General features: G+C 52.4%; 15 protein-coding genes and 4 pseudogenes. 10 read left to right on the top strand and 9 right to left on the bottom strand.

What is annotated here, in order from left to right:
• Window positions 1-77: 77 nt before the first annotated feature.
• From NX775_RS23480 to NX775_RS24260, 4 genes and pseudogenes are all read right to left on the bottom strand, one after another.
• Window positions 78-407, bottom strand: a pseudogene (locus NX775_RS23480) (transposase); the annotation flags it as partial.
• Between the two features lie 126 nt (window positions 408-533).
• Window positions 534-1736 (bottom strand): hypothetical protein, encoded by a 1203-nt coding sequence (locus tag NX775_RS23475; RefSeq protein WP_258838183.1) that lies wholly within the window; start codon window positions 1734-1736, stop codon window positions 534-536.
• A gap of 757 nt (window positions 1737-2493) precedes the next feature.
• Window positions 2494-2694, bottom strand: a complete 201-nt coding sequence (locus tag NX775_RS24265) for a hypothetical protein (protein WP_258838182.1) — start codon at window positions 2692-2694, stop codon at window positions 2494-2496.
• A 60-nt stretch (window positions 2695-2754) separates the two neighbouring features.
• Window positions 2755-2921 (bottom strand): annotated as a pseudogene (locus tag NX775_RS24260) (IS6 family transposase); the annotation flags it as partial.
• 220 nt (window positions 2922-3141) lie between these two features.
• Between NX775_RS24260 and NX775_RS23460 the strand changes: the two are divergent.
• Window positions 3142-3315 (top strand): hypothetical protein, encoded by a 174-nt coding sequence (locus NX775_RS23460; RefSeq protein ID WP_258838181.1) that lies wholly within the window; start codon window positions 3142-3144, stop codon window positions 3313-3315.
• Between the two features lie 169 nt (window positions 3316-3484).
• Window positions 3485-3712 (top strand): hypothetical protein, encoded by a 228-nt coding sequence (locus tag NX775_RS23455; protein ID WP_258838180.1) that lies wholly within the window; start codon window positions 3485-3487, stop codon window positions 3710-3712.
• Window positions 3713-4098: 386 nt separating this feature from the next.
• On the opposite strand, the gene NX775_RS23450 is transcribed toward NX775_RS23455, so the two are convergent.
• Window positions 4099-4839, bottom strand: a complete 741-nt coding sequence (locus tag NX775_RS23450) for a hypothetical protein (protein WP_258838179.1) — start codon at window positions 4837-4839, stop codon at window positions 4099-4101.
• Between the two features lie 141 nt (window positions 4840-4980).
• Between NX775_RS23450 and NX775_RS23445 the strand changes: the two are divergent.
• From NX775_RS23445 to NX775_RS23430, 4 genes and pseudogenes are all read left to right on the top strand, one after another.
• Window positions 4981-6158 (top strand): annotated as a pseudogene (locus NX775_RS23445) (IS3 family transposase).
• Window positions 6159-6228: 70 nt separating this feature from the next.
• Entirely contained in the window at window positions 6229-6432 is a 204-nt protein-coding gene (locus NX775_RS23440) for a hypothetical protein (protein ID WP_258838178.1), read from the top strand.
• 257 nt (window positions 6433-6689) lie between these two features.
• Window positions 6690-6860, top strand: coding sequence for a hypothetical protein (locus tag NX775_RS23435; RefSeq protein WP_258838177.1), 171 nt, complete (start codon window positions 6690-6692; stop codon window positions 6858-6860).
• 211 nt (window positions 6861-7071) lie between these two features.
• The gene (locus NX775_RS23430; protein ID WP_258838176.1) at window positions 7072-7653 is read left to right on the top strand and encodes a ParB/RepB/Spo0J family partition protein; all 582 of its coding nucleotides are present in this window, start codon (window positions 7072-7074) and stop codon (window positions 7651-7653) included.
• 96 nt (window positions 7654-7749) lie between these two features.
• Here NX775_RS23430 and NX775_RS24225 read toward each other — a convergent pair whose 3' ends face one another.
• The 3 genes and pseudogenes from NX775_RS24225 to NX775_RS23420 form a co-directional block, all read right to left on the bottom strand.
• Window positions 7750-7974: a YcbK family protein gene (locus tag NX775_RS24225; protein ID WP_370660618.1), complete on the bottom strand. Its 225-nt coding sequence runs from the start codon at window positions 7972-7974 to the stop codon at window positions 7750-7752.
• Window positions 7975-8015: 41 nt separating this feature from the next.
• Entirely contained in the window at window positions 8016-8522 is a 507-nt protein-coding gene (locus tag NX775_RS23425) for a thioredoxin fold domain-containing protein (RefSeq protein ID WP_258838175.1), read from the bottom strand.
• A gap of 472 nt (window positions 8523-8994) precedes the next feature.
• Window positions 8995-10275 (bottom strand): annotated as a pseudogene (locus NX775_RS23420) (DUF1173 family protein).
• On the opposite strand from NX775_RS23420, the gene NX775_RS23415 reads away from it, so the two are divergent.
• Window positions 10202-10936 (top strand): TraR/DksA C4-type zinc finger protein, encoded by a 735-nt coding sequence (locus NX775_RS23415; RefSeq protein WP_343829621.1) that lies wholly within the window; start codon window positions 10202-10204, stop codon window positions 10934-10936. The pseudogene NX775_RS23420 and the gene NX775_RS23415 sit on opposite strands and share 74 nt — an antisense overlap.
• Window positions 10937-11106: 170 nt before the next feature.
• On the opposite strand, the gene NX775_RS23410 is transcribed toward NX775_RS23415, so the two are convergent.
• Window positions 11107-12333 (bottom strand): integrase domain-containing protein, encoded by a 1227-nt coding sequence (locus NX775_RS23410; protein ID WP_258838174.1) that lies wholly within the window; start codon window positions 12331-12333, stop codon window positions 11107-11109.
• A 1039-nt stretch (window positions 12334-13372) separates the two neighbouring features.
• Here NX775_RS23410 and NX775_RS23405 point away from each other — a divergent pair.
• From NX775_RS23405 to NX775_RS23395, 3 genes are read left to right on the top strand one after another with little or no spacing between them, the layout of a single operon-like run.
• Window positions 13373-13741, top strand: coding sequence for a DNA ligase-like domain-containing protein (locus NX775_RS23405; RefSeq protein ID WP_258838173.1), 369 nt, complete (start codon window positions 13373-13375; stop codon window positions 13739-13741).
• Between the two features lie 9 nt (window positions 13742-13750).
• The gene (locus tag NX775_RS23400) at window positions 13751-14470 is read left to right on the top strand and encodes a nucleotide-binding protein (protein ID WP_258838172.1); all 720 of its coding nucleotides are present in this window, start codon (window positions 13751-13753) and stop codon (window positions 14468-14470) included.
• A 2-nt stretch (window positions 14471-14472) separates the two neighbouring features.
• Window positions 14473-15084 carry a hypothetical protein gene (locus NX775_RS23395; RefSeq protein ID WP_258838171.1) on the top strand — a complete coding sequence of 204 codons (612 nt, stop codon included), beginning with the start codon at window positions 14473-14475 and terminating at the stop codon, window positions 15082-15084.
• The last annotated feature ends 66 nt before the right edge of the window (window positions 15085-15150 follow it).

Here is a 15150-nt window from a genome sequence, read left to right as displayed (position 1 = left end):
TTAACTTTGTCGAACAGTAGAGGGATACCAAGATGGCAATTTTCGGATACGGCCGGGTCAGTACTAAGGAACAGACGTTTACCCAACATCTTGATGCCGGTGCTGTCGACCAAGAGGTGCAATCCTATTGTTGTCAGCGGCGCACCGATCGTCACCGAACGATGCTTTTGGCGCCGGCTAACGGTACTGAAGTCGGGCACCTGCCAGTCTAGGCAAGCAAGCTTGAGCAGGCTTTGCGCCATGCCCATTGCCTGGCCCGGGGGCCCGGTTGAACAATCCCTTAATCGTCAAGCAGAGCTGGATCACTACCTCACTGTACTTCGGGCAGCGGCCCCACTTGCCGCTGGCATTGCAGTGCCAGCGGCAAGCCCTTATTCAACCAGATAAGCAGGGAGCCACGCCTTCAGCGCTGTGTATTCTTTCCAGTTGGTCGTTCGGTACTTCGGTTTTGCTGGGCACTCATGCCATTAGTTACCCTAGGCCAGACCAGACTGGTGCACAGCCGGATTTTTGCAACAAGGCCTCTCGAATACCTAATTTATTTCATCTTCCCGGACAATAGTTATACCAGCAGCAACGCATTCGTCAGAGGCTAAGCACCCAGGTACTATGAATGGTGCTATCGTTACGGCTTTATACCATCCATTTTGTCCAACTGTCTCAAATGCTTTAATGCTCCAGTTAATAAAAGGATCGTGCAGTTCCGCTAGATTTTTCAACGGCGGGAAACCATTTGCCATCTTAAAGTACCAACATTGATCCCCAGTTGGACATCCGACCCCGCTTACTCCCACTAATGAGTCTGGATCACCAAAAGAATTTAGAACAAGCTTCCCTGAATAGGCCAAAGCAGCTCCTTTAATTCCATCCAATAAAGAGCGTCCAACCGGCTGACCAGAGGCTACACCACTAGCAAAACTTGCAAATCCGGCTGAGAAAGCAGCATTCCCTGCAGTACCCTCAGCCAGTCCCAAAGCCAGTCCAATCTGACCTCCGCTAATACCCATTGCCACAGCAAATGCTACTCTAACAGCCTGGAAAGCTCCAGGCGTTCTTAAGTCAGAAAAATACCAGCTTGCTACAACTGTTTCGCCATCCGCATTTGAACCAAAGTTACCAAAATGGATATTTATCTGCGCCCAGCCATTTCTATTATTAAATACAATTTCTCCGGTACCACAGGAAGTATATTGCACGGCACACCCATTTACACGGGTAGCACTATTTACGAATTGATGTGCAATGACCCCTTCCCACACACGGGGATCATCATCAAGCCTTTCCATATACCAGGCATAAAAATCGTCATATTGCTCTACAGAATAAAGCGGGTAATTCTTAAAATCTTCCTGTCTGGTGTCATAATCTATTTGGGCTTGTACAGTTGAGATGCCAGCATAGGTTTGCTCTCTATCAATATCGGAACGAGGATCATACCAAGCTGCATATTGGACCTGCCGATTGTTGTCTCTCAATATTACAATTATTGTATCTCTATCTTTAATTGCTTTGCACTTCGCCTTAAATCCGTAACCATTACTGGCAGCGAATAGGAGCACTGTTTTTTTCCATTCATCCCACCGAGAGCCGGTAGCTGCCCCGCATTTCCATTCAGGATCAAGATATGTGCTCCAATCTGATACTTCAGTAGTTGGCAACGGTTGACAAAAAGCGGGAGCAGGCAGAACAATGATTAACAATAGTAGTAAAAATTTTTTTATCTCGGATATTTTCATTTTATATAATCTTTTAATGTTTATGCGGGAAATTGCGGAGTCGATAAGTATCCAAAATTTATCATTTCATTTTCTTGGCCAACTGAATTTAATTTTAAATTGGAGCGCAATAAATTTTCAACAAAATTATTGTTCAAAATATTATATGGTTTTGCAATACGTCGCATGCGGTACCTCCCAAAGAATTTGAATTTTTAGGATAGCAGCTTTTTATGCGCTAATCTCGCGTTTTTTATGCACTCATCATAATATTTGGCTCTTGATAGATAATTTTCGACAACAGCAAACATGTACAATGATATAAGAATGGAATTTTAGTATCCTTATAGAAACATCTATCCAGCTAATTTCTATTGTTGAGCATGCTTGTGTTCTTCCTATTATCCAAGCTCCCAAAGTTCTCACCTCAAGCTGTCAGTTCATCTATGACAAGCATTTTTCCTCTTATTGTCTAAGTTTCTAAAATTTATTGAATTATTAATTTTTTACATTTATATTTGATCTATGCAGCTTGACACATTCCAGTCATAGCCGCGGTACTAATGTATATCTTCAGGTTCTATTTTTCGTTTTTTGTACTTGTTCTCATTTATCATTGTGGAGTATTTAGTAATTTTATAAGTGTCTTTGCTAGAACTAACAAAACAATCTCAAAACGCTTTTACTATTGATAAAAAGCGTTATCAATAGTAGGGTGGATCTTCAGCCCGCATCGATCAAGAGCGCAGATGTAGACGATTTGCAAGTTGCCGATTAGCTAGTCCAGGCCGCGCCGGTGCCACGCGCGTTGACGAGTGCAGCCTTCCATCAGCTGGCCAACATGCCACCGGCGTTGACCTTGTTCGCCAACATCGACAACTGACAGACGCGCCGAGCCTACCAGAATGATTTCGAGGAATTCATGCGCTACGCCGGCATCACTGATCCCCCAGCGTTTCGCGATCTGGCGCTTGCGCACGTGCTGGCCTGGAGCTGCGCGATCTCATCGGTGCCACCATCCGTCGCAAGCTGGCAGCCCTGGCAAGAAGCGGATTGCGGATCTGTTAATCGTCGAATGGTCAACCGACACGCACGTTCTTCCATCATCTCCTTAAGGTGCCGGTAACTCAGCGGATAAGCGGCGTCCCAGCGGATGAAGACCAGAATCACGTCTATCGGAAAGCGCATATCTTTGAACTTGAGCATGTGGGTCGTTGTAGATTGGGGCAGTACAGTTTGCCCGACCGGCCGCCGTGTCCGCTAATGCGACGGAACCCCAGCGCCGCTCGATCCCCTTTTGCTGTCATAGCTAACAAACTTCATCGACTAAGCGAATGTTGACTTGCGAGATGAAATTCACGCTTTATTATAGATAAGTCGGCTAAATGTCGGCAGGCCTATTTTCAACAAACTCGGAAGAATAATAATGGAATTTATAACTGCAATTATGGATTTATCCTTGGCTCAAATCTTCGTCGCAGGCGCTACCCTGCTCATTATCTTTGGCGACAATTCGGCTGTCATCGAAGAAGAAGAAGATGGCAACAGCGATTACGAGAACGCGAGCTGGAACCCATCTAGCGTCAATTACAATGAGTGATCTATGCTTGCTGTTTGATACGTCTAGAATTAATGCTCTCGTGAAGATCAGGCAATGCCCTGCATTCCTGGTCCATAATTATTCGCAAGAGCGAAATTGGAAGCTGCACTAGGATCCATGACCTCGATCGGTCCCATGGCTTAATACTTTATATGGATTGGAGGTAAAAATGTCCCTTATTTCTCGATTGAAACGCATCGGGCGGCTGGCGATCGCGCTTTTTAGAGGATTCTTCACTTGGAAATCGACGATCTGCCCTAGCCCTCGTTTTGATCCTGTGCACACCACTTTGCTGACCCACTTGAAAGAAGTTGCACGCTACGACACAAACCTGTTTTTCGAGCCTTTTACTCTTGCAGTTAAAGAGTTCGAGAAAGAACGAGCGAAACCTTACTAGGAAATGCGCTGTTGACTGCCTAGTGGACAGCGCAAGATAAAGTAATTTTCCAATTGCGGCCCCCAATTGCTTCTGGATTGGGGGCTGTGGTTATATAAAGTTTTTTGGACGGGTGCTTGGCCCGGGTCTTGAAAGAAGCTACTGCATCGCGTAAGATCATCAATGCGTCTTTATGGGGTTTCTAAAATTATTAGAAATTAGACGAACATCTGTACTGAGCGGCAACGATTCTATATAGCCCACTAAACTGTCGACAGCAGTCCGTTTTTCGATAACGACCATTGGTGGTTCTAGTTCCGATCCCCAGTCCGCGAACTGGGCAGGACGTGCGTCCAGTATCACTGTCTTCACCCTTCTAAATCGACGCTTAAGGTCATCTACTACTTCTACCAGACACGTTGCGCCCAACTCTTTTGCCGTACTTCGCGGCGCTCCCACCGCCATACAAAAGCCAAATCACTTTGGTCGATGACTTGAGATGAATCCTCGTGCTCGTCAAGAAAAGATTGGACCTGTAAAACATCATCATCTGCCATCGAATCGGGGGCAAATATCAGGTCGTCTTTGTCTCCTGTCGGTGTTTCCTTGACCCGATCGAAGACATATACCATCCCGCATGCAGCAGCGTCATGCTGGCTAGCGCCTGCCAGAGTCAACTTAGACATCCATTCATACGCTGTCACCGCACACGCAACCTCGTCATATTTAGCGACGCGGATTTCCACTGAATACTCGTAGTAGGTGATCACATGGGTAGGGAGCTGGTGCCCGAACCCACTGTACGACTTCGCTTCTACCAATGAAAACTGCGCGACCTTCGGCGGCCTGATAAAAAACGAGAGCAGCGTTCGATCTGCTAAGGTCCGTGTCATTGTCTCCATAAGCACCATGGACACTTTCTCTACACGGTCTGGGTGCGCCATTGTTTCGCCCCAGGTTTCCCACGATTCAGCGCTTACCTCGGCAAACGCCTGCTCTAAAGAGGGAGGTTCGTGGCGATCAATTGCCACTTCCCGTGCAAGCGGTGCGACTGCCGCAGTACAGAAATCGTTACGAAGCATCGAGGCATTCACTTCTGTGCGACCGTTGACATCAGAGCGTAGCGTTTGGAATTCACTGAACTTCATTTTGAAATCTCTAAGGTCGGGAAGTGAAGGAGTCCGGAGGCCAGTCTGCGCTCCGAGCTAATCACGAGCGGCGACGTTTGTAGTGGTCTAATGTCCCCGGACACCTCGATAGGTGGATAATTCACCTTCGAAGGAGTTTACATGACCAGGCAGCGCCGCAATTTTGACCCCAGCTTCAAGCTCGAGGTCGTCCGTATGATTACAAAACAAGGCCTCAGTATCTCGCACGTCAGCCAGACAATGGATATCGGCGTGACGGCGATCCGTCGCTGGATGTAGCAGTACGAGGCCGAGCAAAAAGGCCAGCCCGGCATCGGCAAACCATTGACGGCTGAGCAGCAAGGCATTCGCCAGCTGGAGCAGGAAAACCAGCAGCTTCGTAGTGATGTGGATGTGTTAAAAAAGGCATCGGCCTTCTTTGCACGCGAGCTCAAGTGAGCTACCGACTCATCGACGAGCTGCAAATGAAGGCCGTTCCTATCGCACAAACCTGTCGCCTGCTCGGCGTAAGCCGGGGCGGATTCTACTAAGCGAAGCACCGTACTGCCAAGCCGGTTCTTTGCAAAGCGAGCGTGCATCTGCGTGCCGCGTTCATGAGCAGTGGTCAGAGCTATGGTAGCCGCCGGCTTGTCACGGCGCTGGCCAGTAGCGGCCTCCAGGTCGGCCGTTACAAAGTGCGCCGCATGATGCAACAGGCCGGCCTGAAGCCAGTATGGAAGCGTAAGTTCGTGCACACGACTAACAGCAAGCATGCACTGCCAATTGCATCGAATGTGCTTGCCCGGCAATTCAACCCGGCGGCGCCGAACGTGGCTTACGCCTTGGATAACACGTACATTCGGACCGGCGCCGGCTGGCTTTACCTGGCTGTCGTGCTCGACCTGTTCTCGCGCAGAGTTGTGGGCTGGGCGATGGCGCCGAGCATGCCGGCCACCCTGGTCTGCGATGCTCTGCGCATGGCAATCCACGCGCGTCGCCCAGCGGCCGGACTGGTCGTCCATTGCGACCGCGGCAGCCAGTACGCGAGCGACCAGTACCAAGCCCTGCTCGACGAACATGGCTTCGTCTGCAGCATGAGCCGCAAGGGCAACTGCTGGGATAACGCTGTTGCTGAGCGCTTCTTCCTGAACCTGAAGATGGAACGTGTCTGGCAACGCAATTACGCGAACCATGCAGAGGCCAAGCTCGACGTGGCCAATTAAATCGCCGGCTTCTACAGCTGCGAGCGCCTGCATTCTGTATTGGGCAATCTGCCGCCCAGCGTCTATGAACGCACAATGGCAGAGAAAGAACCTATCACCGTGTCCGAAATTACTTGACCACTACAGCCTGTAAGATCTTGCACGCCCTTACGAACTACCCGAGGCTACTCCAGCGGCGACTTGCACGATGCGGATCATTTCGGATGAGGCCGACTTACTTTTCGACGCCCTTATCACCGCCGACCGCGCACTGCACAGTCCCATGGCCGAAGTAGCAGAGGAAAACATGGGCCCGTTCCTACGTTCGTTCACCATACTGCGCAAGGAAGTGTTCGGCTTTCAGGGCGACAAGCGCCAGCCCTCGCTAGGCTCGACTGACACCGGCGATTAAGCTGAGTGGAGTCTGGTTGCGTTGCCAATGCTTACTCGAGCGCTGTCAACGATGGACACGGTGTCCATCACTCTAGTCGGCTAAGTTGTTGATTCCATTTAAAACACGTACCCCTGTCAAGCAATTTCGGGGTCGAGTTTTAGCTGCTCCCGCAGTTTCATCGCTTGCCAAACTTCATTGGCGCTGTACCTACTCGTATATCAATCAGGAGCCCCTTCATGCACAACATGGATTAGCTGGAAGCCGACTTCACCGCATTGATCAATCCTGACGTCCTCAAAGACGCCATGAAGGCCGCCGGCGCCGGCTCCAGCGACCTCTGGAAACTACCAGTGGAACAACTGCGGATTATTGAAGGCTTCAATATCCGCGTCCACAATGACGCATACCAAGCCAAGATCGACGAATACGCCGAATCGCTCTTCTAAGAAGGCTGGTTCCCTCACAAACCGATGTCGGGCACCCTCCAGTGGGACGAAGCTTCGGGCAAGACCTAATCTACATTTTCGATGGACATACCCGGCTCCTGGCGATTCCGATCGCAAACGCCCGCAGGGTTGCGGCAGGCCTGCCTCCGATCACTGAAGTAACTGTGATCGTGATCCCATCGAAGAAGGAGAAAGGCAAGAGCCTATTGACATGGAAGACCTGACAGTTGCCATGGTTCAGGGCAATAAGAGCAATCCACACTCAGCCTATGAGTACGCTATCGCGTGCAAACGGCCGGCCGATAAAGGCAGGCCAAATAGTGAGATCGCGCGTCGCTTGGGGTTGTCCGGTGAATGGGGCAAAAGTCTCCTGCTGCTGATGGCGGCCCCAAAGGAGCTGCGCGCTCGGGTGGCCAATGATGCTTTGACAGTCACGCTCGCGGTTCAGCTGTTGAAAGAGCATGGCAGCGAAGAGGCCGCAGAGATGATTGAGGAAGCGGCATCCGAGAAGGAGGCCCAAGGCAAGCCGGTCAAGCTCACCCGCAAGAACATTAAGCCCAACAACCCGTTCACGAAGGCGGTCAAACGTTCGGCGCCGGCGATGTATGACGCGCTTGCGAACGTCAAGAAGGACCCGGCTTTCGCGAAACTGAACGCGGCCACCCGCGAAAAGCTGCTAGAAATCATGGTGACGCTGGAGAAGGCGAAGAACGACGGCGCGGTCGACCATTCGAAGCAGACGACCATCTTCGACGCAGCGGCTGCTCACGACCCAGCAAAAACTGCTGCCTAATTTTTGTTGGGCCCGAAGCGACGGTGGCCCTTACCTATGACAGGTAAGGGCCACTTTGCTTTCTTATCCACAATAATTGTGGATATCTTTTTGTTCTCAGCCTACCCAGCTCCTGATGCGGCCTCGGTCCAGGTAGGTAAAACCTTTTGATGGATAGTACCCCACCCCTCCCCCGGCCAGGTATCGACCGAACCTGCTCAGGGCGGCAGGGCTGACCCCTTCGATCCGTAGGTCCAATGCCGCAGCCTGCATATGGAGACTGTTGCGCTTCCCACCTTCCCTAACGTTCGTCTTTGGACGAACCCTACGGGGCGTTGTCAGCGCATTGCTGACTTAGAAATGCGGCTGGCAATCTCGACGGACTAAAGCATTCCAGTAGAGACGTGCCCATCTTTGTACACAATGCTCGGGGTCGTAGTCAATTCCAAACGCCGCGCCAGCAGCAGATTTTTTTCCAAGGCAGTTCCATCACATTTCGCAAAGCTTGATGGTCTGCCTGCCGCGATTTCCTTCCACTCCTTCACTCGATCGTCCGCACACCGCACGTTCACGGCCAAGCGGCGGCTTGACTCGGTGGTGCCAGGAAGCATGTGCCTGTACACGGTGACGTTGTCGAGCTGATCCAGTTCAGGCTCGATCTGCCGGCAGAATGGGCACTCAGTGCTCAGGAAAACGTGTATAGCTCGCGATCCGTTGCCCAGGGTGGTCTTGAATGTGGCATCGGTCGTGATTGCGCTCATCGCCGACGCATCGAGCTGCGTTTCCGTTGCCGGGCTCAAAAGTAAGTTGACACAGAAGGCTGCGGCAACCAGGACTCCAACACGAGCGGCCAGCTTCTTCACGTTGATCGGTTTGTTGACTTGCGCCATGAAGTTTGAGGGTTACTATAGACATATAGATCGTACTTTACCGAACAGCATTTCTGGAGCACTAAGTGATGGAATTTTTTAACACTCTCATGAATACCAACCCGATCCACATCCTTCTGGCTGTGGGCGTACTCTTCATTATGTGTAACGGCAGTTCGAGCAGTAGCGTTGAAGACGATGAAGCCATCGACGATAGCGATTACCAGAACGCGAGCTGGAACCCAAGCAGCGTTAATTACAATGGCTGATCCGCGTCCTCTGACGGGGACGTCGCGAATACGCACTGGCGCTTTCCTGGTAATCGAAAAAAAGCCCGAGCGAATGTCGGGCTTTTTTCTATGTGTGCACGAGGCCAATAGTTGAAAAGACGGATCATGGGGGTGTATCGCATTCTGGGAGTAACTTGCAAGTAGTCGGGCAAGGAACCGGGCTTCGTTTTCCAGATTTCATTGCAGTTGCTTCCCTGGCGCCGCTATTCAACCTTGTCGCCGTATTTCCCACTTGATCCACGCGCAGGTGGGAATGAGGGCACGCTCGACACGTTGCCGCCATGGGAAGCCGCATCCCAGCTCCACCACCCTGATTTTCCGTATTGTTCGTCGTAGTGCGCGCTCTTCTCTTCTTTGTGCTGGAGGTACCGCGCGTCGTCACGACCAAAGACCTCCATTGGTACTTCCCGAAGCGTATCCGTCAAAATAAAGTCCGGCAGCACCAGGTCGGCGCTGGCCTGGTAGCACAGTGGTTTCATGCATGAGCGGCCCTGCATCACCAGAAAATCGGCCACTGTGCGTTCATAACTCGACTCTACTGGCAAGAACTCGGCCGTAATACTCATGAGCGCCATGTCGATAACGGAGGCATACACGCCCTTTCCGCCCTGTCTCAGTTCTACCTGCGCGATCGCAACTGTTCTACGTCCGCCGCGCCACGCCGCTATTGCGTTCGGGAACCGTCGGACAGTGCTGTCCCACAGGCCATTCTGCATGAACGTCATAGGAATCCCGTGGAAGCCTCCAATCTTCAACTGTCGAGCCATTGCATCAAAGCGCTCCCGCGTGAAACTGGCCAGCGGTGCGATTACAAGCATGCGATGTTTGGCCTGCAACGCCAAAGCAGCGCGCGTGCGATTGCGCTCCGCCTCACGTGCATCCGCACCAAATGCCGGCAACAGCAACTGGTCGACCAGCTTTACCTGCCCTGCCCAGACATTGTCGGCTGCATTGTTGATCCACCAGTAGGACAGCGAGGCCCTTCGCTTTCCCGCGAACGCTGGCTTCCACTAGTTCAGGCCGGCTTCTTCCCACAGATAGTGGAGCAACCCGAGCAGCTTCATTGACGACTGCTTGACCGAAGGAACGCGGTCCGTTGGCGCCCCGGTGGGTCCGGCCGGCCCGGCAGCATCACCGCGCTCGAGCATCCCGATTTCCAGGCGGATCTTGACTGAGCCATCCGGTTGCTGATCGATTACTCCGAAGTTATCCCCGCCTCCGCGACTCTGCGCAAAATTCGCGCTGTACTGGCAATCAGCAGCATGCTGCCCTCCGGTCAGACTGAACCGTGCGAGCGAGAATAGATCACTCCCCTCGTGATATTTCACCGTTAGGCGCCTCGAACCTTTTCCCTTGCATCCGCAGCCCAAATCTGCGCGGTCGTAGGCTGTTTTCAATACGGATTGCCAGCTGGGCGAGGCGCAGAAGCGATGCTTCCACGGATTGCTGGTGGCCCTTGAGGAGTCGCTGCAGTCCAGGGCCAAGTTGTCCGCGGCCGAGATCAGGGGCAGCAACGCGGGTGCGGATCCGATCGATCGTGCAAGCGCCGAGGAAGAGCACCAACTCGCGATTGCTGCCCGGGTTCGTGACGCGGCGCAGCTGCTCGACGTTCGCGCAGCGCTCAAGCGGATCGAGGCTGACGAGTTTGGATGGTGCGCCGAAACAGGCGAGATGATCGGCGTTGGCGGCTACTCATCTGTCCAACGACGACACTCTGCGTCAAAGCGCAAGAGCGCCGTGAGAGCAAGACGACTCGCTATAGGAGCTGATATGTACAAGTTCACTTACGAGGCAGTGCGACCAGACAATCCGCACTATAATCCCACACTACTTCTCGATACCCTAATGCAACTGCTGGGTGCCCGTAACGATCGGCAGCTCGCGACAAGGCTTGATGTCAATCCCTCGCAAATTTGCAAGGTCCAGAAGCGTCGGCTTTCCGTAGCGCCGGCCTTGCTTATCAGTATGCACGAGGAAACTGGCCTGACCCTGCGCCAGTTGCGGGCTGTGATGGGGGACTATCGCGAGCATACCGGCGCCAGTGCCAAGCACCCTGCCGTGCCGCAGCTTCAATATCTCAATGGTGTCCGCGAGCTTCAAGCGGTACAGTTGCAAACAAACGGGACTAGTAGCCTTGCAGCGTAAAGGCCCTACTTAACCCCGGCAAACGAATGCTGACCAACGCGCAAATCAGGCTCGAGGATGCGCGTAGCGCCACGACCGGCTAGCCTCTCGTACCATACCGAGTGGCTGTAGCTGAATCAAGCAAGAAGAAAAAATGCCTGGCCAACCCAGGCATTTTTTTGCTTGAAGCCTTATTGAGCGGTAGCGAAATGATTGGCAGCCGCTTCGAGAGCCGCGATGTTATGAACTCCCGGCACCAGCCAATCCGTGCAATGCCGGCTGCTGTGATGCTCCCACAGCGCTTGCGTCACACTCGGCTCGACAAATGCGCTGGCCGTCATCAGTTCCGCGGTAAGACGAATGCAATCATTCATCCGATCCTGCGGAACGCTTTTCAGCTTCTCCGCAGGAATCAATGGGACGGCAGCCGCGATAGCATCCTTAGTACGGCCTGGAGCGTCAGGACCATTGTCTCGACGGAAAGTGCCGTAATAAGCACCGGTTACGCTCTTTCGGGAGTGTCCGAGCAATTCGCTTACCTGGACTCTTTTGACGTCTAGAACTTCTCTAGGCATCTGTCCGCCCGACCCGCCCAGCGTAGGCGGAATCATATCGGCAATCAGAGCCGCGTTCTCAGCATACTGCGCGCGCATTCCATGGCCTGTGCAATTGCTTGCCTGCTTTGTTATTCCGACTTTGGCCAGCATCTTATTCCATTTCGAAAGTGAATATTCCAGACTGGCTTTACTGCCATCGCATTGCGTGAGCCAACCCATTCGTTCGTTCGGCTTTAGCAAAGCCTTGACATGGTCGAGCACTTTTCGCTGTTCGTTGGTATCGATATAAATATCGCGTGGGCGGCCACCCTTAGTTTTATAAGCCGCAAACTTGCTCACGCGATCTACCTTCCATGGAACGCATTGAACGACTTCCATACGGCGCAGACCAAATGCGACTGTCATCCTAAGCATCATCCCGAATCGCCAATCTATGGCATCGGCCTCGCGCACCTTCTCGGCTACGTCAATTCCATTCGCAGCCCAGCTTTTGCTTTTCTCCGCGATGGTTTTCACACGCAATTCCTCCCGAGGGACATCAGGCAGATAATGCGCCGCATCCTTCACCATTTCGCCTTTTCCGATCCAGCGGCAGAAGATGCGCAGCTGAGACAGGTTCCCTTGGATCGTCTTTGGCTTGTATCCATTCTCGTGCCAAAAATTGCACAGCGCCTGAATGTGCTTGGCACCTAGGTTTTCCGGGTTTTGGAGGCGAAACCCAAGTTTGACCAAGCGGGCGAAACTCGCATGCAATGAATCACGTGCAGCTTCGCTTGTCCGATCGCTGGCGACCGAGCCATTTACGCGCGTGCCAGCATGCTTCGCCAGAATAGCGTCTAGTTGTGTTTTGAGCGAGTCCATTGATATCTCCAGTCTAAGAAAAAGATGCGTTAGGGAAGCTGCATCCCATTGCGCATTTCGCTACGCATAAGGGGATACGGCCTCTTAACAAAGTGCTAACCATTGCTCATTGCCGGGGAGAGGGACCCAAACGTAAGAACCTTGATTTCGCCTTGTCTCCCCTCTTGGCAAAGAGACAATGCGCCGGCACCTTTCGGTCACCGATCGCCTGACTTGCTGCTGCCAGGCCCTGAACTCTCACGTGGTTTCTCACGTAGCGCTTCCCGCCCGTAGGCAGGTCTGTGGTGGCGCTCGCACCCGATGGTCTTACTCACACCCGTAGGTGTCGCGGAGGCTGCATTAGCACGGGCCGCAGGGCCAGCGATTCATGCGTCGGGGAGCATTCCCGATATCCGCCTTTCTTCGTCTCTTGGTATTGATGCGGTCCAGACCCGGACCATGGGCGCAGCTGCTGTCGAGCTGCTGTTGCTAGGACACTGAGAACCCTTGAAATGTGCCTCCCAAGTGAGTGGCAGTTCCAATCTGTGGGAAATCTGTGTTCCTAAATGTCTCGAAACGCTGATGTAGCCTAACTTTCGTCGACACTCTGTGTTCCACCGTATTTCCTGCACTGTGCCAAAAAAAAGTGGCAAGAGAGCCACGGGCGTACAAGGATATGGAGGGATTGCTTTATTAGTGCCAGGCCAAACTTCCCTGGTCAGGAGATGTGCCGCTAAGGCGGCGTACTAATTGGTGCTTTTCGATTCAACAGAACGGAAAAGGGGAGGTTTACAACAATGCCGCATAGCGACGAAAGGAATTCTATAGGTAGCGGCGACGAAAGTGCAAGCTAATCCTTGCAAAAAACATGGCGCTTTCGTCATAAAGTCATATCGTTCGCTGTGTAAAGTAGCAACCAATCCGTATATAGCACTAAGGTAGCAATGCGATAGCGTCGGTATGGCATCTTGGGAGCATTGCGGTAGCATCGAGATAGCATTTTCAATTCTGTGCCCCACAACGTCATCGTTCAAATCAAGCAGCTTAACGGCATCAAATAATGACACGTCTTTCCATTTCTCTAACTAAACCATTGCCGAAGGTGAAATCAAAATCTGCACAAATCACCGATCTGCTCCCGGAGATTGAGGCAGCCCTCTCGGCTGGGCACAGCCATACAGCAATTTTCGAAAACATCAAAAATACGATAGGACTCGACCTTACATTTGGATATTACAAAAATACAATACACCGGATCAGACGGAGACGCGATGTGAAGAATATAACTGTAGAAGTTCCTCTACCGCTCTATAGATCGAAGCAGGTTAAGGATGCCGTAGGGTCCGTCAAAGTAGTACCAACCATCGCCGCACCAATGAGTAAAGCGCAAAAGATTTTACTCGGGCCGATAGACGATTTTTTTTCATAAGGATGAGCAATGAATACTATTCACTTCGTAATGATGGGCAAAGGCGGCGTCGGTAAGTCACTAATCGCCGTGACGTTGGCGCAGTATTTGGCTAAGCTAGAACGTCCTTTGAATTGCGTCGACCTCGATCCGACCAGTCCAACCTTCAAGCAGTTCGGCGCTCTTAATGTCGAGCACATCAGCATTGCCGACAACGAAGCCAATATTGACCCAACTCGTTTCGATGTCTTGATGGAAAATATTTTGAAGTCGGACACGGATTGGGTAATCGACACTGGCGCACCTACGTTTTTGCCGCTGGTGAATTACCTTGCCGCGAACGAAGTCTTCTCATTCCTGGTCGAGTCGGGCCGCCGCGTCGTAATTCACTCGCCACTTGTTGGTGGCGTTGCAATGCATGAGACCGTCAGCGGACTAAAGGCAATCCTGCAAATGAGCGATTGTCCGATCGTGGTTTGGGAAAATGAATTTTTTGGCCCTGTTGCCTTGAACGGGAAGCGCTTCATCCAAACTACCGGGTACGAGCAGTTTAAAAGCCGTGTGCTTGGCGTAGTGTTACTGGAGAAGAAAGATCACAAAACTGCGGAAGCCGATTTGCGTTCGATGCATGCCCGCCGATTGACTTGGAACGAAGCAGATGAGGACGACGGATTTATGACGATGCAACGTAACCGCCTGAAGATCATGCGTCGCGATATCGATGGCCAACTCGACAAGATCGATCTGTAACGATGGGTGATCCCGCGATCCGCAAAGCGATCGTCCTAGAGCTGTTCACAACGACTGGCGAAAGCATTCCAGAAGACGATCCCATCGTCACGGGGGCAATCCTTTTTTCCCACAAGCTTAATGAGGTTGCCCGCCTGTCGGCGGAGGAAATGCAATCGGCTGGTAGGCTCGCAGCTGCCGCAGTGCATGAAGCCGGACGTAATGCCTCGCTGGTTCTCACCCAGGCCGGAGAGCGCTGCGCTTCCGAATCACTTGCGGCCGCTGCGAGAGCGGATGCCGCAGCACGCGCTGCAGCGGTGCAGCTCGAACTCCAAACGGCTGAGCGAGCCCATTTGTTGAAGGCCATCGACGCTCAGGTATCTAAGAGTGTGAAACTCGCGAACGCTAGCATGTCGGGTCCTGCCGTCCTCCGATACGTTCCTGCGTGGTATGCGGTTGTCGGTGCGTTGATTGGAGCGGTGGCGCTGGCGGCAGCGTGGAAGATTGGAATTGATCAGGGAACAGCCCGCTCCGAAGAGGCGGCAGTAGGCCGGGCATTCTCGCGTGTCGTCCCGTCACTTGATCCAAAGCTACGCGAGCATTTGATGGAACATCTGAGGAAGAGAGCTGGATAACCCTGACGGCGCAAACCCGACTTGGGCCGCCACTTTCCGTTGCTACTCTTGGCTTAACCACCGAAG

Source organism: Massilia aurea (genome assembly GCF_024753205.1).
Taxonomy (GTDB): domain Bacteria; phylum Pseudomonadota; class Gammaproteobacteria; order Burkholderiales; family Burkholderiaceae_D; genus Telluria; species Telluria aurea.
Note: the sequence above shows the minus strand (reverse complement) of the source record. Positions and strands in the feature narration are given on the sequence as shown.